At 49.6% G+C, this 18550-nt stretch carries 15 protein-coding genes and 1 pseudogene; 5 read left to right on the forward strand and 11 right to left on the reverse strand.

Going from position 1 to position 18550, the window contains the following annotated elements; all coding sequences use genetic code 11:
* Positions 1 to 395: 395 nt before the first annotated feature.
* From QUF14_RS23685 to QUF14_RS23695, 3 genes and pseudogenes are all read left to right on the forward strand, one after another.
* Positions 396 to 1283 (forward strand): annotated as a pseudogene (locus QUF14_RS23685) (hypothetical protein); the annotation flags it as partial.
* Between the two features lie 12 nt (positions 1284 to 1295).
* A complete protein-coding gene (locus QUF14_RS23690; protein ID WP_237710175.1) occupies positions 1296 to 2210 on the forward strand; it encodes a transposase in 915 nt (304 codons plus the stop codon).
* Positions 2211 to 2904: 694 nt separating this feature from the next.
* Complete coding sequence (locus QUF14_RS23695; RefSeq protein WP_000178567.1) at positions 2905 to 3123, forward strand: ribbon-helix-helix domain-containing protein; 219 nt, start codon at positions 2905 to 2907, stop codon at positions 3121 to 3123.
* A 214-nt stretch (positions 3124 to 3337) separates the two neighbouring features.
* On the opposite strand, the gene fdhE is transcribed toward QUF14_RS23695, so the two are convergent.
* From fdhE to fdnG, 4 genes are read right to left on the reverse strand one after another with little or no spacing between them, the layout of a single operon-like run.
* Positions 3338 to 4267 (reverse strand): formate dehydrogenase accessory protein FdhE, encoded by a 930-nt coding sequence (fdhE, locus tag QUF14_RS23700; protein ID WP_000027715.1) that lies wholly within the window; start codon positions 4265 to 4267, stop codon positions 3338 to 3340.
* Positions 4264 to 4899, reverse strand: a complete 636-nt coding sequence (fdoI, locus tag QUF14_RS23705; RefSeq protein WP_000829013.1) for a formate dehydrogenase cytochrome b556 subunit — start codon at positions 4897 to 4899, stop codon at positions 4264 to 4266. Before fdoI ends, fdhE begins: the two co-directional genes overlap by 4 nt.
* Positions 4896 to 5798 carry a formate dehydrogenase O subunit beta gene (fdoH, locus tag QUF14_RS23710; RefSeq protein ID WP_000331377.1) on the reverse strand — a complete coding sequence of 301 codons (903 nt, stop codon included), beginning with the start codon at positions 5796 to 5798 and terminating at the stop codon, positions 4896 to 4898. The genes fdoI and fdoH overlap by 4 nt, the downstream gene beginning before the upstream one ends.
* Before the next feature lie 12 nt (positions 5799 to 5810).
* Positions 5811 to 8861, reverse strand: coding sequence for a formate dehydrogenase-N subunit alpha (gene fdnG / locus QUF14_RS23715; protein ID WP_015953878.1), 3051 nt, complete (start codon positions 8859 to 8861; stop codon positions 5811 to 5813).
* A 193-nt stretch (positions 8862 to 9054) separates the two neighbouring features.
* On the opposite strand from fdnG, the gene fdhD reads away from it, so the two are divergent.
* Both fdhD and QUF14_RS23725 read left to right on the forward strand, forming a co-directional pair.
* Positions 9055 to 9888 (forward strand): formate dehydrogenase accessory sulfurtransferase FdhD, encoded by an 834-nt coding sequence (fdhD, locus tag QUF14_RS23720; protein ID WP_000753611.1) that lies wholly within the window; start codon positions 9055 to 9057, stop codon positions 9886 to 9888.
* 154 nt (positions 9889 to 10042) lie between these two features.
* Positions 10043 to 11098 (forward strand): YiiG family protein, encoded by a 1056-nt coding sequence (locus QUF14_RS23725; protein ID WP_024211941.1) that lies wholly within the window; start codon positions 10043 to 10045, stop codon positions 11096 to 11098.
* A 55-nt stretch (positions 11099 to 11153) separates the two neighbouring features.
* Here QUF14_RS23725 and QUF14_RS23730 read toward each other — a convergent pair whose 3' ends face one another.
* From QUF14_RS23730 to rhaD, 7 genes are all read right to left on the reverse strand, one after another.
* Positions 11154 to 12902: a putative frv operon regulatory protein gene (locus QUF14_RS23730; RefSeq protein ID WP_000931329.1), complete on the reverse strand. Its 1749-nt coding sequence runs from the start codon at positions 12900 to 12902 to the stop codon at positions 11154 to 11156.
* On the reverse strand, positions 12902 to 13972 hold the full coding sequence (locus tag QUF14_RS23735; RefSeq protein ID WP_001019459.1) for an aminopeptidase: 1071 nt from the start codon (positions 13970 to 13972) through the stop codon (positions 12902 to 12904). Before QUF14_RS23735 ends, QUF14_RS23730 begins: the two co-directional genes overlap by 1 nt.
* Positions 13962 to 15413: a PTS fructose-like transporter subunit IIBC gene (locus QUF14_RS23740; RefSeq protein WP_000446003.1), complete on the reverse strand. Its 1452-nt coding sequence runs from the start codon at positions 15411 to 15413 to the stop codon at positions 13962 to 13964. Before QUF14_RS23740 ends, QUF14_RS23735 begins: the two co-directional genes overlap by 11 nt.
* Positions 15414 to 15423: 10 nt before the next feature.
* On the reverse strand, positions 15424 to 15870 hold the full coding sequence (locus QUF14_RS23745) for a PTS fructose transporter subunit IIA (RefSeq protein ID WP_000729609.1): 447 nt from the start codon (positions 15868 to 15870) through the stop codon (positions 15424 to 15426).
* A 301-nt stretch (positions 15871 to 16171) separates the two neighbouring features.
* On the reverse strand, positions 16172 to 16486 hold the full coding sequence (gene rhaM, locus QUF14_RS23750) for an L-rhamnose mutarotase (protein ID WP_000619505.1): 315 nt from the start codon (positions 16484 to 16486) through the stop codon (positions 16172 to 16174).
* Complete coding sequence (fucO, locus tag QUF14_RS23755; protein ID WP_000009265.1) at positions 16483 to 17631, reverse strand: lactaldehyde reductase; 1149 nt, start codon at positions 17629 to 17631, stop codon at positions 16483 to 16485. The genes rhaM and fucO overlap by 4 nt, the downstream gene beginning before the upstream one ends.
* 71 nt (positions 17632 to 17702) lie before the next feature.
* Complete coding sequence (gene rhaD / locus QUF14_RS23760) at positions 17703 to 18527, reverse strand: rhamnulose-1-phosphate aldolase (RefSeq protein WP_001179730.1); 825 nt, start codon at positions 18525 to 18527, stop codon at positions 17703 to 17705.
* Positions 18528 to 18550: the final 23 nt, after the last annotated feature.

Consider the following 18550-nt stretch of genomic DNA (forward strand, 5'->3'; position numbering starts at 1 on the left):
TAGCCTCTCTCACTCATTCAGGTCATTTACATCAGCCCCTGACTATTCCGGTTATATTGAATAAGAATGCTATAAATTTTTATTCTTCGTTGGCACCATACGTGTCTTGCTACATCACTGTTCAGGAGCATTTAAATATTATTTGTAGAGGTGAGTGGCAATTATCGCCGATAATGCTTAATTCATCATCTTACTTCAGGTTTGAGCGATTTTTGATAGCCAAAACCCCCTCTGGTGCCATACTTTTCTCATAAATATTTTTAAAATCTATAGCTAACAAACATTATGCAAAGATAATGGACTGGCATCATTGTCAGTATCATTCATTTACTGCTCTGGATGTTATAAATAATTATGTTGCATGTTTGCTCTTAAACCGTGGGAAGGAGGCTGTAATGGTTGCCAATATTAATCTCATTAAACAAGAAGGTTATTCTATTGTTAATTTAGAAAAACAACTAACGAGTAATGAATTACCGAAGCAAACGCTATTAAATCATTTTTCACTTTGCCTTAAAATGGAAGGTGAGGAGCAACTGTGCGATTGTGTTAACGAACTGAAACTCGGGTTGTCGAGTAATAATGAATATGACCTGTTCAAAAATAGAGAAACCTCACTGTGGAAACGCAAAGTACCAGAAAGCGCAGCGCTGGCAATGACGGGAACAGTATATAAATTATTTGGTAGTCGCTTACTCAACGCCCGCAATCAGTTAGATAAAAACCTCCTCGAAATGGCTATGCAAATGGTTTATGGCAAAGATATGGTGACAAAGTCAGGGGATATATTGATTGATATACAATTAAATAAGGATGGCAGCCTCCAGAGTAAGCACTACACATTTGATGTAGGTGAAGTTATAAACAGTTATAATATTGACCTCTTTGTGAATGCCTCGAGTATTAATCAAACTTACTTACATGATAAAAACCCTGATGACGTTATTAGCCTATATGGCACTTTAGATAACGTTCCTCTTGTAGTAAAGGAATGCACCGGTAAAAATCATCAAATTAACGTTAAAGCCAAATTGCCACAAGAACGAAGTGAAAAAGTTGAGGATATGTGTGAAAGAATGAGAGGTGGCATCTCTATGTTTAACCACACCACAAAAACAGCTGATAATATAGAGCATAATTTGCAGCTAAGTTTTCTCGTGGATTCACGACCGTCGATCACCAATAAATACTCAGCCAAAGATGTAAGTCCAGACATACTTACATTGCCCGTCAACGTATATCGGGCAGATTTTAAAATTAAAATCAATAACGAAGTAGAGAAGGCTTCGTCAATTGTGTTATGTGCTGTGCAAAAAAATCCCCATGCAGCAAGGAAGGTTCTTAGCGGGATAATAGGAAATGTGCCAAAAAATAATAAACAAAAAACAATCATTTTTGATTTGCGTTTTCTTAGTGCAATTAAGCAGAAAGTTTTTTTTGGCAGTGAAAAACCGTTGTTTGTAAAACATACCGCAATGATGAGGGAGGCATGCCAGGATTTACCGCAGCCAGTGGAATATATTCCTTTAGACTGTGAAGCGCATAGCCATCGCAGCGTCGCCTTTGCCAAAACCGTGGTTGCACCTATCATGGTGACAGGTGTGGGCGCTGCTTTAATGTATGCAACATCATCAGGCCCGTATTATGCGAAAAGTATTTCTGACTCTCCGGATATCGAGATGATAAAAAATCGTATGGCTGGATTATTTAACCACATGGGTAATTCTGTACAAACAAAATATCGGCCGGTTTTTGATAAATGGAATGAATTGGTAGATAAGTTAAACCACGAAAGAAATACAGTACCGTTTGCGTGTTTGACCACCATTTTAGCAACAGCGTTAAATGAAACCCCTGAGGGGGATACGAATGTTGCCGTTGTGATGGGGTGTAAATCTGCGAAAGATCGCACGATATCCATTGTCCTTGGCAACTCGATGTTGCAAACACTCATTGAAAAACGCCTCGCCTATGGTGGAGAAATTGAAAACCTTTTTGATCAACAGGGATATTTTAGTTGCGAGTCATTAACAGCTGAAGAATTAATGATGTTAAAAGACCTGTTTGATATTCGAATTCTTCATGTCTCTAACAAATTCAATGTTGGTTTGCAAGGTAATATCAACACGGATGTTTTACAAGATTCGTTTTTTAAAAATGTCGATTTCATTCATGAATCTAACTCGTATACCGTAGGGATGGGAGTCTGAAGAGTAAAACTCATTTGAATTACCAGAATTCGGCCAATGCATTGCAAAAATGACATACAAAGAGAGATGTGTGCAGGCACTTAGCCGCGAGGGGCATGGTTATGCCATACAGAAAGCACCAGCATTCAGAACTCCTGTGAAAGCGGCATAGTGCCGCCTGCTCAGGAGTTTTACTATGACCCGTAATCGTGCTTAACGTTACCATCCTATGATTCGATTAAAAAAACTCACCGTCGCGCTGATGATTGACGTCAATGCTATCGGATGATACCGGGGTGTTCCGGAAGGAATTCCTTGTTTCCCGAACTGTTACTCACAAAATTATAACGACGAGCAAGTAAAGACCGGTTGGCGGCAGCATTGACCGGTCTGTGATGGATGTTAAATTTCACCTTAAATCCTGGTGCTGTTAGGATGCTGACGTTTTTCGGGTACACCATTCAGATTATGCAAATGAAGACCCAATCAAAAAATAAATATCCCTGAATATAATATATTTATAGCACCCATATCTCATCCTGGGCGATAACCAAACCATTTTTGATTAACAAATGAAATAACTGCAACGTTCTTATTATTTCTGGAAAACGTCTCGCAAAAACAAAACAGCATGCAAAAATCCGCTTTTTTTAAATGATTTTTCGGCGTAATTTTCGCACATACATTAATGAGTAATATATGTTAGGTGGTGGCAATGACGATGAATACGGTTTTTCTTCATTTATCAGAAGAGGCAATTAAACGGCTGAACAAGCTTAGGGGCTGGCGTAAGGTTTCACGATCTGCAATTTTACGCGAAGCGGTAGAGCAATATCTGGAACGTCAGCAATTCCCGGTGCGTAAGGCAAAAGGCGGGAGGCAAAGGGAGGAGGTAGTTGGTGTTGATGATGAGTGTCAGGAGCATAAGGAATGACAAAAATTTTTTCATTCTTGAATATAAAAAACAGATGCCCTTATTCTGGTATTAATACAAGGCTGTTTTACTTGAACTTATAATAACTGCAACTGTTACATCATATCTGGAAAACGCCTCGCAAAATACGAGAGATTTTGCGGGAATAGCAGGTATCGTCACACCCTATGAGCTGTAATCCGGGCGACCAGCGCCACCCGGAAAACGTCAGAGATTACTCCCCTTCCCCCGGAAACAGGAACGGGTTAATGGAACTGCGGGCGTAGCCTTCTTGCTCCATTCGCGCATCCAGTACCAGAGAGGCGAGGTCATCTGCCACGGCTTCAACTTTCGGTTCTTTTTCCTGATAAAGAATCTTAAGGTAAGTGCCACAGTCATCGCAGCTTTCGGCTTTAATCGCGGCCTGTTCGTCATCCAGCGACCAGTAATGCAGTTTGCCGCTCTGTTCACAGTTGCTGCATTTTACGCGCACTACGTGCCATTCAGTTTCACACAGGTTGCAGTGCAGGTAACGCAGACCCTGAGTAGTGCCAATTTGCACCATGCTGGACACCGGCATAGAACCACAAACCGGGCAATATTGACGTTGTTCGCCGTATTCAGCGCGGGCTTTGCCAGGGATCAGATTGGCCATCTGCGCCCAGTAGAGCGACAGTGCAGCCCAGATAAACGGCGCTTTATCGCTGCTGACGGACGAGAAATCAGAGGCAAACAGTGCGCTGGCCATATCTTCCAGCTCCTGGCTTGATGCCTTCTCCAGATTCTCAATCACTGCCAGCGCCGGGCCGCTCATTTCAGGTTTCAGCTCAGCAATCATTGCCATCAGCAGCTTTTGCCAGTGCTTATCACGCGGCAAAACGTGAATATCCAGCGGTGGCTTGCCTTGTGCGCTGGCTTCTTTAATGCGCGCGGTCAGATCCATCTCCAGCGGATGGTCGTACAGCACCACTTCCTGGGCGTGGGCGATAAGCGCAGCAAAACGCAGGTAATCACCCAGCGGATTATTTTCTGCCAGCTCGCGCAGACGTTCAGCGCGGCGGTTGTATAAATTTTTGAGCCGAGGGAACAATAACGGCGGAATCATATCCGCCGTACGTTTCTCGCTCGAACCCAGCTCATCTTGCGGGATTATGCGAATACTCATTCAGCTTTCTTTTCCGTTGTCTTGCGGACCTCACGGTACCAGCGTGGGTGATGTTTCTTCGCCCATGCGCTGGTAACCCATCCTTCCACCATGGCGGTAATCGTGCCTTTCACCCAAAGGGCGGCGTAGATATGCACCATGATAACCACAATTAACGCCACTGCGGCAAATGAATGCAGCATTAACGCGAATCGGATCACCGGGATTGAGAAAGCAGGCGCAAAATAAGGACGCCAGATAATCACACCGCTCACCAGCAGCAGGACCAGGAAAATAATCGCCGCCCAGAAAACGCATTTCTGACCGAAGTTATAACGCCCGGTGTCACCTACTTCCTCGTTGACGACGATCTTACGAATATTCTTCGCCCAAAAGATATCATCCCGATTGATTAGGTTGTGATGCCAGTAACGGAAAAACATGATGATGAACGAGGCAAACATAACCACGCCGACAAACGGGTGCAGAATTCGCGCCAGCTGCGGTGTGCCCATGATTTGCATCAACCAGTTGAAGGACGGGAACAAAAAGCCCAGCCCGCTCACCGCCGCCAGGATGAAGCAGAAGGCGGTGATCCAGTGGTTGATACGTTCCGGCGCGGTGTAGCGCACGATGGTGTCACGTCGTTTCATTTGCGCTCCTCGTCTTTCTCTTCGTGCAGATTATTCTCTTCCTCATCCGCACGGTTCGGACCGACACCCACGTAGTGGAAGATACTGGCTGCGAAGGTAGCCGCAAAGCCAACAGCTGCGAGCGGTTTCCAGATGCCTTTCCAGAATTTCACGGTTTCGCTGATTTCCGGGTTCTCCGGCAAGCCATGATACAGATTCGGCTTGTCAGCATGGTGCAGCACGTACATAACGTGTGTACCACCCACGCCTGCCGGATCGTACAGACCCGCATTGTCGTAACCACGGGTTTTCAGCTCCGCCACGCGCTCGCTCGCCAGCGTTTTCATCGACTCTTTCGTACCGAAGTGAATCGCGCCCGTTGGGCAGGTCTTCACGCAGGCCGGTTCTTGCCCAACCACCACGCGGTCAACGCACAGTGTACATTTGTAGACGCGGTTGTCTTCCGGGTTGAGGCGCGGAATGTCGAACGGACAGCCCGCAATGCAATAACCGCAGCCGATGCACTGCTCGGACTGGAAGTCGACGATACCGTTGGCATACTGAATAATTGCTCCTTCCGCCGGGCACGCTTTCAGGCAGCCTGGATCGGAACAGTGCATACAGCCGTCTTTGCGGATCAGCCATTCCAGTTTGTCGTTCTGCTCCACTTCCGAGAAGCGCATTACCGTCCACGATTTGGCGCTTAAATCATTGGGGTTGTCGTACACCCCAATGTTATTGCCGACGGTATCGCGAATGTCGTTCCACTCTGAACACGCCACCTGACAGGCTTTACAGCCGATACAGGTGGTGACGTCGATGAGTTTCGCCACTTCTTCCTGGAAGTCCCGCGCCTGAGGCGCGGGGGTCAGACCGTTAGTCGCGGAACGACGAATGATATCTTGAGATTGATAAGCCATATGTCGTCTCCGTTACACCTTTTCCACATTCACAAGGAAGGATTTAAACTCCGGCGTCTGCGTGTTCGCATCACCAACGAATGGCGTTAACGTATTGGCAATAAAGCCTTTTTTCGCAACACCTTCATAGCCCCAGTGAATCGGAATACCGATGGTATCGATATCTTTGCCATTCGCTTTCAGCGTGCGAATACGTTTGGTCACCACCGCTTTGGCTTTGATATAGCCACGGTTGGAGGAGACTTTCACGGTATCGCCCTGGGCAATGCCAAGTTTATTCGCCAGCGACTCACCGATTTCCACAAACTGCTCTGGTTGCAAAATCGCGTTCAACAGCGCGTGTTTGGTCCAGTAGTGGAAGTGCTCGGTCAGACGATAGGTGGTTCCGACATACGGGAACTTATCGGCTTTACCCAATGCTTCGGCGTCGTCTTTAAAGATACGTGCAGCCGGGTTCGAGATAACGTTTGGATGCAGCGGGTTAGTTCCCAGCGGCGTTTCAAACGGCTCGTAGTGTTCCGGGAACGGACCTTCCGCCATCTTATCGAGGGCAAACAGACGCCCCATGCCTTCCTGCTGCATGATAAACGGCCCGACGCCACTGCCCGGAGGTGCTGCGCTGTAGTCCGGAATATCCCAGCCGGTCCACTTAGTGCCGTCCCATTTCAGCAACTGACGCTTCGGATCCCACGGGTTACCCTGCGGATCTGCGGAGGCGCGGTTATACAGAATGCGGCGGTTAAGCGGCCATGCCCATGCCCAGCCCAGCGTGTTACCGAGGCCAGACGGATCGGCGTTATCACGGCGTGCCATCTGGTTGCCCTCTGGCGTCCAGCTACCGGCGAAAATCCAGCAGCCACAGGAGGTGGTACCGTCATCGCGCAGTTGTGCGAACGAGCTAAGTTGTTGGCCTTTCTTGACGATAACCGCCCCGGTTGCCGGATCGGTAATATCGGCCAGCGCCTTACCGTTGCTCTCCATCGCCACTTCTTCCGACTTCGGCTCATGCGGGATGGCGTAGTTCCAGGTCATGTTCAGCACCTGGTCCGGGTTCGCGCCACCCTGTTCGGCGTACATCTTGCGCAAGCGCAGGAAGATACCGGAGAGGATCTCGCCATCAGTCAGCGCAATCCCCGGGGCGTCCGCACCTTTCCAGTGCCACTGCAACCAGCGACCGGAGTTAACGATTGAACCGTTCTCTTCCGCGAAGCAGGTCGATGGCAGACGGAACACTTCGGTCTGGATCTTCGACGAGTCCACTTCGTTCAGCTCACCGTGGTTCTGCCAGAAGTTAGAGGTTTCAGTGTTCAGCGGGTCGATAGTGACGAGGAACTTCAGTTTCGACAGACAACCGATCACTTTGTTTTTGTTCGGGAATGAGGCAACAGGGTTAAAGCCCTGGCAGATATAGCCATTGACCTTGCCCTCTTTCATCATCTCGAAGTATTGCAGGACGTCGTAGCCTTTATCCCACTTCGGCAACCAGTCAAAGCCCCAGCTGTTTTCTGCCGTCGCTTTATCACCAAAGAAGGCCTTCATCATGGAGACGAAGAATTTCGGGTAATTGCCCCAGTAGTTAACCTGGCCTTCCAGCAGCGGTTTCGGCGTGTTGGCGGCAAGGTAGGTTTGCAGATCGGTCTGCTTCTCGCTTGGCAGCGTCATGTAACCTGGCAGGCTCTGCGACAGCAGCCCCAGGTCCGTCAGCCCCTGAATGTTGGAGTGACCGCGCAGGGCGTTAACGCCGCCGCCTGCCATCCCCATATTGCCGAGCAGCAGTTGGATCATCGCCATCGTTCGAATGTTTTGCGCACCAACGGAGTGTTGCGTCCAGCCGAGCGCGTAAAGGAACGAGGCAGTTTTATCGTGAGCACTGGTTTCGGCGATGTATTCGCAGACTTTCAGGAACGCGTCTTTCGGCGTACCACAGATGTTTTCAACCACATCTGGCGTATAACGGGAAACGTGCTGTTTCAGCAAGTTCCACACGCAGCGCGGATGTTGCAGCGTGGTATCGCGTTTGGCGAAGCCGTTTTCGTCCAGTTCGTAAGTCCAGGAGGATTTATCGTACTTGCGTTTTTCCGCGTCGTAGCCGGTGAACAGGCCATCTTCAAAGCCGTAATCCTCACGCACGATCAGGCTGGCGTTGGTATAGGCTTCGGTGTATTCGCGGTTGAATTTTTCATTGTTCAGCAGGTACAGCAATACGCCTGACAGGAAAGCAATGTCAGTACCGGAACGAATAGGGGCATAGTAGTCAGCCACCGCCGCCGTACGCGTAAAGCGAGGATCGATCACAATCAGCTTCGCGCCGTTGTGAATTTTGGCTTCCATCGCCCAGCGGAACCCGACCGGGTGAGCTTCAGCGGCGTTACCGCCCATCACCACGACGAGGTTGGCGTTCTTGATGTCGACCCAGTGGTTGGTCATCGCACCGCGACCAAATGTTGGAGCAAGACTTGCTACCGTTGGTCCGTGTCAGACACGCGCCTGGTTGTCGACCGCGAGCATACCCAGCGCGCGGGAGAATTTTTGCGTTAAATAGCCGGTTTCGTTACTCGACGCGGAAGCACACAGCATCCCGGTGGAGAGCCAGCGGTTAACAGTCACGCCTTCGGCGTTTTGCGCAATGTAGTTAGCATCGCGGTCTTCTTTCATCAGTTTGGCAATGCGATCAAACGCCTCTTCCCAACTGATTTGCTGCCATTTATCAGAACCTGGCGCACGGTATTCCGGAAACTTCAGACGGCTTTCGGAGTGGATGAAATCCACCAGGCCAGCGCCTTTCGGACAAAGTGCACCGCGGTTGACCGGGTGATCCGGGTCACCTTCGATATGGAAGATAGATGCTTTGGCGTTTTTTGCTCCGTCACCGAGGCTGTACATCAACAGCCCACAGCCTACGGAACAATAGGTGCAGGTATTACGGGTTTCGCGGGTGCGCAGCAGTTTATACTGCCGGGTTTCCGCGAGTGCTACGCTGGGTGCAAAACCCAGTGCCGCTGCCGTGGTGCCTGCCATACCGCCAGCGCAGATCTTAAAGAACTGCCTTCTGCTGACCTGCATGGATTGCTCCTTGTTTCGACATTGTCACGTCCCATTTACATTCGCTTGCTGCGTGTGCAGGGAGTGGGAGTTATTTTTCTTTGCGGAAGGGGCCGCAAAGGTCCAGAATTGGCTCAATTTCCCTCCATCCAGGAAGGGTTTGTAACAGAATACCATAATGTTGGTGTGTGTGTTCTTATCCGGTTAATAGAAAGTGAAAAAAACACAGCAAAAAGAAATCAAAAATGTGACAAATGTCACAGGTGTTCGTCAAATTGAGTTATGGCGGCGTGACGATTTACAACACCCACGGTTAGATGAGGTGGCGGAAGAGGTTCCCGTTGCGCTGGTCTACAACGGCATTTCGCATGTGGTGATGATGGCGTCGCCCAAAGACCTTGAATACTTTGCGCTCGGTTTTTCGCTTTCCGAGGGGATTATCGAAAGTCCGCGCGATATCTTCGGTATGGATGTCGTTCCTTCCTGTAATGGTCTGGAAGTGCAAATTGAGCTTTCCAGCCGCCGCTTTATGGGGTTGAAGGAGCGTCGTCGGGCACTGGCGGGACGTACGGGATGTGGCGTGTGCGGCGTGGAGCAACTTAATGACATCGGTAAACCGGTGCAGCCGCTGCCGTTCACTCAGACATTTGATCTCAACAAACTGGATGATGCATTACGCCATCTCAATGATTTCCAGCCAGTGGGGCAACTGACTGGTTGTACTCACGCCGCTGCATGGATGTTGCCATCTGGCGAACTGGTAGGCGGGCATGAAGACGTGGGTCGCCATGTGGCGCTGGATAAACTGTTAGGCCGCCGGTCACAAGAAGGGGAAAGCTGGCTGCAAGGTGCGGTGCTGGTTTCCAGTCGTGCCAGTTATGAAATGGTGCAAAAGTCAGCGATGTGCGGCGTAGAAATTTTGTTTGCGGTGTCTGCCGCGACCACGCTTGCCGTAGAAGTGGCTGAGCGCTGTAATTTGACGCTGGTGGGCTTTTGTAAGCCGGGTCGGGCAACGGTTTATACCCATCCGCAGCGTTTGAGTAATTAATTAAAATAAGTCCTGTGATTTAGAAATTAAATTACAGGACTTATTCATTTTATGAATATTATCGATTTATTTATAAACAAAACGCGTGTAGTGTCATTTTCTTTTTTCATTTATTATATTCACTCTCTTATTTATCTATTTATAAGGCAATTAAATGAAAAGGAATTTATTATCTTCCGCTATTATAGTCGCCATAATGGCCCTCGGTCTCACGGGTTGTGACGATAAAAAATCCGAAACAGAAACGCCCCCGCCTGCCAATAGTCAACCTGCCGCACCAGCTCCTGAAGCGAAACCTGCTGAAGCTCCCGTTGCAAAAGCAGAAGTTAAACCTGAAACGCCTGCTCAACCGGTGGTCGATGAACAAGCGGTTTTCGACGAAAAAATGGATGTCTATATCAAGTGCTACAACAAGTTACAGATCCCTGTACAGAGCAGTCTGGCGCGTTATGCTGACTGGCTGAAAGATTTTAAACAGGGCCCTACCGGTGAAGAGCGTACTGTTTATGGTATCTACGGTATTAGTGAATCCAACCTCGCTGAGTGTGAAAAAAGCGTAAAAAGTGCTGTGGCGTTAACGCCTGCGCTGCAACCTATTGATGGCGTGGCGGTGAGTTATATTGATGCTGCCGTGGCGTTGGGTAATACCATTAACGAAATGGATAAATATTACACCCAGGAAAATTATAAAGACGATGCGTTTGCGAAAGGGAAAACGCTGCACCAGACATTCTTAAAAAATCTTGAAGCCTTTGAACCTGTAGCAGAATCTTATCATGCGGCGATTCAGGAAATTAACGATAAGCGCCAGCTTGCGGAACTGAAAAATATTGAACAAAGAGAAGGGAAAACATTCCACTACTACTCTCTGGCAGTCATGATTTCAGCGAAACAAATTAATAACCTGATTTCGCAAGAGAAGTTTGATGTTGATGCGGCAATGAAGAAAGTCTCTGAACTGGAAACGCTGGTGGCGCAGGCCAAAGAAGCGGATAAAGGCGGTATGAATTTCTCGTTCATTAATTCGGCAGACCAGTATCAACTCGAGGCTAAAAAATATGTTCGCCGCGTCAGAGATAAAGTTCCGTATTCTGACTGGGATAAAGAGCAACTTCAGGATGCAAACACAAGCTGGATGGTCGACGACTCATTTCCGCGAGCGTTACGCGAGTACAACGAAATGGTCGATGATTATAATCGCCTGCGTTAAACGTTTTTGATTTTGGTGATAAATGCAGTGTCGGATGCGGCGCATCCGACACAGTTCACCCCTTGTGAAGTAACTCCATAAATGCCTCATATCCTGTTAACCCGGCAATAACCTCTGCCGGATGCTGGCACAATACGCTGGCAAGATAGCTAAATATTTTTAGCTCATGACGCGCATCGGCGGCGGCACAGGCGATCAGCACATGGTTAACTACTTCGTTATTCACCTCAACCGGTTGGGCAAGGGTAATAAAAAATCCACGAAAACGTCGTTCCTGTTCGCTCCAGCAATGTGGGATGGCGAGACGATTAACAATCAGGTTTTCGCCTTCGCTTTCGCGGGCGATGACCCTTTGTGCTTCATCGGCGGTAATGTGGTGTTGCGTCACTAATTGCGCACATATTTGCCGGGTAATATGTAGCCAGCTTTCACCGCGTACATTCGAAAAATGAAAACTTCCGGGGGCAGAAAAAAAACGCTCCGGTTGCTGGCGAATAAATGCCGTCGCCAGAAAATGTTTTATTTGTTCGATACCGGCAGCCGTAATGATATTTTTTACGATGATGCAATTATTGACCGCGTCATCCAGTAAATAATGGCTGTTATTAATGATCAATAACGGCTCAATCTCTTCGCGAATGGCAACAAGTTCGCTTACGCTGCGGGCAATAATCACCCGACAATTCAGGACATCGCGCTCAATGGCGAGCTGATTAATAGTGGCAATCGCGTTCTGATCAGAGAGCAAAATGATCGGCTGGCGTTCGTTTTGATGCCGTTCCAGCGCACAGGCAAAATACAAACCAATCAGATCGCTGTCGAAAAGGGGAATATCGAGCTGTTCACGCAGTAGCGTAATAAAGTGCAGACTCATATCAAAGGCCGCAGGCCAGGCGGCTTTCAGGTTATTCATGCTGCTTTGGCGGTGCTCACCAATCCACACCGGCGCGGCAAGGCAACGTAATAAATGCCCGGTAATATTATCAACCAGCTGCGTATCAATAATATTCAATGACGCAATGCCCGGCACCCTTTGCAGCAATGCCAGCACATGATCGGCAGAAATTACCTGTGCTTGCTGATACTGTTTTTCTATCAACCCCGTCAACGTTCTTACAGCGTTATCACCAAGAAACAGGCCGCTATATTCAACGATCTGTTTTATCTCGCTACCGGGATATTCAGGCCATGTGTCAGTAAGCTGATTACGCAACGCGTAAATAGCCAGAATCAGGCTTGAGAGATAGTCGCTTTGCATCAGCGGCCAGCGACGTTGCTTTTCGCAGGCGGTGGTTAATTGTTGAAAATTGTCTCGTGTTACTCCCGACAGCGGAATTAAAAACGGATCTTTGCGTAAAAGATTCGCCAGCAAAATAATGCGTTTCTCTTCTGTCTCATCAATGAAATGGCCCAAACCAGGGCGACTAGCGAGACAAAAACCGCGTTCATAGCGCTGTTTCAGGCGGGGCAGGCGCTCTGCTACCCACGTTTCTGGCAAATTAAGCGCCGAGGCGAGTTGCGCACGAGGCGTAAAGGTATTCAGCAACAAAAGCGCCAGCAGCCGATCGTCGTTATCGTGCTTTTGCAGCAACTGAAAAAAGCTGCGGCGCTCGAAGATTTCCAGCTGATAGCCCGCGTTGCCACTGGCGGAAATGCGGGCTTTGCCGTTAAGGGTAAAGTTGAGATAGTCAATATCACGCAGGATGGTCCTGCCAGAAACGCCAGTCTGTTGCGCCAGCTCGCCAGGCGTGCGTGGCTGTTGCTCCAGCAGATCGACAATCTTTAACTGGCGTTCGTTTAGCATTAATCCACCTGACGGAACTGGCTAAACGCGTTGACTTTCTCCGCGGTTAAGGTGGTCAGAAAATCCCGTATCAACGTGAGCAGAGCATCGTAATCGGCTTTTGAAATCATGCCGCTGTTAGCGTGCAGATAACGCGTTGGCAGGCACAACGCGACAACCGGACGCCCGCCGCCCATCACGTTGTAGCGCCCGCCATCCGTCGCACCGGTTTTCATAGTGGAAAATTGCAGCGGTAAATCATTCTGCGTGGCACAGTTTTTTAACGCTGCTACCAGTTTCTGGTTGGGGAAGTAGCGCTTGTCAAACAGCATCAGCCCCGGCCCGTTGCCCAGTTTCAGCGGATATTTAATGTTATCAATGCCTGGAACATCGCCCGCGACAGCGGTATCCAGCACGATCACCACATCCGGTTTAATGTGTTCAGCCGAGGTTTGTGCCCCGCGTAGCCCAACTTCTTCTTCCACACTGCCAACGCCATAAAGCGTAATTTCGGGGTTATTCACCGTCTGCAATAGCTCAGCCATCATTGCGCAGCCGATGCGATTATCCAGCGCCTTGCCGACCACTTTATCTTCGCCCCAGCAGGCAAAATTGGCTTCCGGGCTAATAAAATCGCCAATTTCCACGCCACGTTTTTCCGCTTCTTCGCGACTGTTTGCGCCAATATCAATGAACATCTCATCAAATGACAGCGGTTGTTGCTTTTGCTTTTCGCTTAACGCATGTGGCGCGACGGAGCCAATTACACCAGGGATTTTAAATCCCTTGTGTGTGCGTATGGTTACCCGGTGGTTGAGCATCGACTGATTCCACCAGCCGCCAATGGTGGTGAAGCGCAGAAAACCGCTCTCGTCGATGTGGGTGACCATAAAGCCGACTTCATCCATATGCCCGACAACGGCAACTTTCGGCCCTTTATTCCCCTTACGGGCAACAAAGCTGCCCAGACCATCGAAGGTGATTTCATTCACGCAGGGTTCCAGCGTGTTTATCAGAATGTCGCGAACTTCCTGTTCATCGCCGCTGACGGCGCTGGCTTCGCACAACTGTTGCAGTAACTCAATGTTCATGGACAAGCTCCTGTTGCGCAGCTTTGGCTTTGCGGCGTAACCATAATCCTTTCAGGACGATAATGAATGAAATGTTCAGCGCGAGGCCAATCGCCAGCACCAGATAAAACGAACCTACCGGCGACATCAGGCCGATCAGCGGGTCAAAGATACCCAAACCCGGTGCCAGCCGTTTGATTCCGAAAGCGATCACCAGCACGCCGGTAATACCGCCCGCCAGCGTGTTGGCGGTAATCATCGGTAACGGAGCGGCCAGAGCGTAAGGAATAGCCGGTTCGGTTGCGACTGTGGCACCGACCACAATGGCACTACTGGCGGCTTCTTTTTCCTGTTGAGTAAACAGTTTGGGCGCAATGAACGTCGCAAGACCCGCCGCGACAGGCGGCATTAGCGCGACAACGCCGACGATGGCGTACCAGTCGTAAATGTGTTTTTCCAGCAGTGAGAAGCAGAAGAACCAGGCGGTTTTGTTGATGGGGCCGCCCATATCGAACGCCAGCATCGCACCGACCAGAAACGCCGCCGCAAACTTCATTGATGGAGGAATGGTGTTCAGGAAGTGCAGCAGCCCGCCCATGAGATCGGACATCACCGGTCCGATAACGTAGTAAGTCAGTACGCCAAAAACCAGCAGAGTAACGAACGGGATCAGCATGGAACCGAGCAGCGGTTGTAACGCTTTGCCGAGACGGACTTTACGGAACCAGAAGACGAAATAGCCAATCGCCAGCCCCAGCACCACCGCGCCGAGGAATCCCGCACCCGACTGGGTGCCGAGTAGGGCTTTGTCGTTTGCCAGATAACAAACCAGAAAAGCCGGAGCGAAAGCCGGTTTATCGGCAATCGACGAGGCAATATAAGCGCCCATAATGGGGATCATAAAGGTGAAACCGAGATAACCGATGGATTCAACCACCCAGGTAAACGACGGCGCACCTTTCGACATATCGGTATACGGCAAACCGAACTGCACCAGCATGTTGGCAAGCGCCACCAGAATACCGCCACCGATGACAAACGGCAGCGCCGCAGAGACGCCCGCCATCAGGTGGCTCATCACGCTGCCACTTTGCACTTCCTGTTTGCCGAGCTTCACGCCGCTATCTGCGGCAAAAAGCTGCGAATTTGTCGGCAATTCACTGAAAATCTGGTCGATATTTTTCAGTGCCTGAGAGATGGCAATCTCATACACCTTTTTCCCGGCAAACCGCGCGCGATCGTCACCGCTCAGGCCACGCCCGGTAGCGAGAATGACATAATCGGCAGCGGCAATCTCTTCGCAGGATAAGCGGTTTTCAACGCCGCTTGACCCTTGAGTTTCCACTTTAATGGTATGGCCGAGAGAACGGGCTTTCTGTTCCAGGGCTTCCGCCACCATGTAGGTGTGAGCGATCCCGGCGGGGCAGTTGGTGATCGCGACAATACGTAAGGATGACTCCATCGCCACTTCCTTATGAGCTGAGGGTTTGATTTAACAAAGCAAGCACCTGGTCGGCGTCGCCCTGTCGCAGTTGGTTGATAAAATCCTGGTGGATAATTTTGCGACACAGTGTGCCGATGATTTTGACCTGATCCTCTTCGCCACTTTGCGGCACGCCGAGGCAGATCCAGCAATTGACGTCTTCGCCATCGCTGGCCTGCCAGTCAATGGCCTGCGCTTTGCGGGCGAATAACACGAACGGTTGTTTAACGCAGGCGCTTTTACCGTGCGGCACGGCGACACCGGAACCAAATCCCGTGGAGTGCATTTTTTCGCGCAGCAGCAGGGTTTGCAGGAATTGATGTGAGTCGGTGATAAAACCGTTTTGTAACGCCATTGTCGCCAACTGCTTCAGAACGGAATAAGCGCCATTGCCCTGAATATTCAGGTCAATACAGCTTGCAGTAAGAGCAGCCATTAATCGAACTCCATAAAATATATTTTAATCAATTGTAATGGTGGAGCGATTAAGTGATGAGAGGCGATATGTCGGTAAACAATGACAATTTGAGACAGAGTGTAAGGTCAAATTTGCGGAGTAATGCACATAATGGTTATTTAAATAAACCACATGAATCATTAATGGGTTATTCATTATTTTTTATGATTTACTCACAATGTATCAGGGAAATATAACTTACCGGGAGATGTAATATGTTTAATTTTTTAAATCGAAATTAAAAATATTGTGCCGAAGGCGTCTCCGGCACATTAGGCAATTACGGCAGATAAAACACTTCTTGCAGTTCGCTACTCACCGGGCTGTTATTCGGGTTAGCGGGCATGACGTCGGTCATGTATTTCCACCAACGTTGGCAAACATCAGTACTGGCAACCGCATTCCAGCGTTCTTCAGATTCAATTTCTACCGTGGCAAACAGCAGGTTACGCGCTTTGTCGAGGTAGATGGCGTAGTTATGCGCGCCGTGAGATTTCAACACTGCTTCCAGTTCCGGCCAGATGGGATTATGCCGACGCTGATACTCTTCGTGAGCGTCGGGGTTAACCTGCATTACAAATGCCTTACGGATCATAATGCCTCCAGATACAGCTCGCGTACCTCGTCGCGGCTGGCGGTACGCGGGTTACATGGCGCGCACGGGTCAGCCAGGGCTTTATCTAACCAGCTTTCAATATCTTCTTTGGTGATGCCAAGTTGGCTGAATCCTGCCGGAATACCCACGCGATGGCTTAATGCGCGGATAGCGTTAATTGCTTCAATACTTGCCGTTTCTTCACTCATATCACGCGTATCGACACCCATCGCCTGAGCAATGCGGGCAAAGCGTGCGATGGCATTTGGACGGTTAAAGTTTTCAATAACTGGCAACAAGATAGCATTGCACACACCATGCGGCAGGTTGTGGGTAGCGCCAGGCTGATGCGCCAGTGCGTGAACAAGGCCCAGACCCGCACTGTTAAATGCCATACCTGCCAGGTACTGGGCGAATGCCATTTGTTCACGGGCTTCCAGATTATGACCATCATCTACCGCTTTTGGCAGCCACAACGTAATCAAACGGATAGCTTCCAGTGCGTTAGCGTCGGTTAATGGATGTGCACCAACAGAAACATAGGCTTCAACTGCGTGAGTCAGTGCATCCATACCCGTGGCGGCGGTAACAGAGGTCGGGATCTCCAGCATTACACTGGCATCATCCACCGCAATATCTGGAATGATATTCGGGTCGATAATGACCTCTTTTACCTGCCGCGCGGTGTCGATGATCACTGCATTGCTGGTCATCTCAGCAGCTGTTCCGGCAGTCGTATTGATTGCCACCAGCGGTACGCCGGGGTTTGTCACTTTACCCACACCAGAGTACGCCGTAGAAGGCGCTGGATTAGCGGTAAGGATTTTTACGGCTTTTGCAGTATCAATTGGGCTACCGCCACCGAAAGCAATAATGTAGTCACATGCGGCATCCTGAAAGGCAGCGTAGCCTTTTTGCACCAGTTCTTCGGTGGGGTTAGGAAATACCTCATCAAATAAGTGATAAGACATTTCGTGTTGATCCAGTGCGGCAAACAGGCTGTCCAGTAATCCCAACTTAACCAGTTGCCCATCGGTAACGATCAGTGCTTTTCCCCACTGTTTATTTGCAACCAGATTTATCATATCGCCAATTGCCCCAGCACCATGCAGGCTAATTTTCGGTAATGCCAACATAAAACTCATAATGACTCTCCTTAAGTTCAAATCCATCTTTCCGACGGCGTTTCCCACACCGCCGGATATCTGTCGGGATATTAAAGTGCCAGCGCACTGGCCAGTGGCGTAACGCCAAAACGCTCACCGAGTGCAATCAGCTCTTCGCGGGTAATGGTCTGCTTCATACCGCCCATCGAGTAGATTTTGACTAACACCTCCGCTGATTTCTCTGCGGTATCAATCAAACCAAAGGCTTCATCCAGTGTCGGTCCGGAACCGAACACACCGTGGAAGGGCCACAACACCAGCGAATGTTTTTGCATTTCCTGTGCGGTCGCCTGGCCGATTTCGTCCGTGCCGGGCACCATCCACGGCAAAATGCCGACGCCATCCGGGAACACTACCAGACACTCGGTGCTGCCTTCCCAAAGCTGGCGAGTGAAGAGCGCGGTGTCGTTTTCCAGTACGTAGGTAAGGGCGATCAGGTTGGTGGCGTGGCAGTGCATGATCACCCGATCTTTACCGTTGGTGGCTTTAATGCGCTCGCAGTGGGAAAGGAAGTGAGCGGGAAGTTCAGAGGTTGGAACGGCTTCGTGAGTTAGTCCCCAGAGAATGTGGTAGCCCGCGCCGTCGCTGTCGACTTTTACGACGCCTAAGTTAGCCGCAGGATCAAGCTGGACGTTGCGGAAGAATTTGCCGGAGCCGGTGACAATAAACGGTGTATTTGCCAGTAAAGGCATGGGCTGGCTGAGCGGGATATAGCGCGGTTGTGCATGGAAGTTGTCGTGATAAGGCGCGATATCGGCGTCATCCAGGCGCAGCGTCAGGTTGCCGCCGTTGCGCTCGTCCCAGCCTTTCAGCCAGGCGTCGGTGGTGGCTTTGATCATTCCCTGGACAAACCAGGACTGGGTAATGTTTTGCATGTTCTGTGTTCCTGTAAATTCGG

It is taken from the genome of Escherichia sp. HH091_1A, assembly GCF_030295175.1.
Lineage (GTDB): Bacteria > Pseudomonadota > Gammaproteobacteria > Enterobacterales > Enterobacteriaceae > Escherichia > Escherichia coli_F.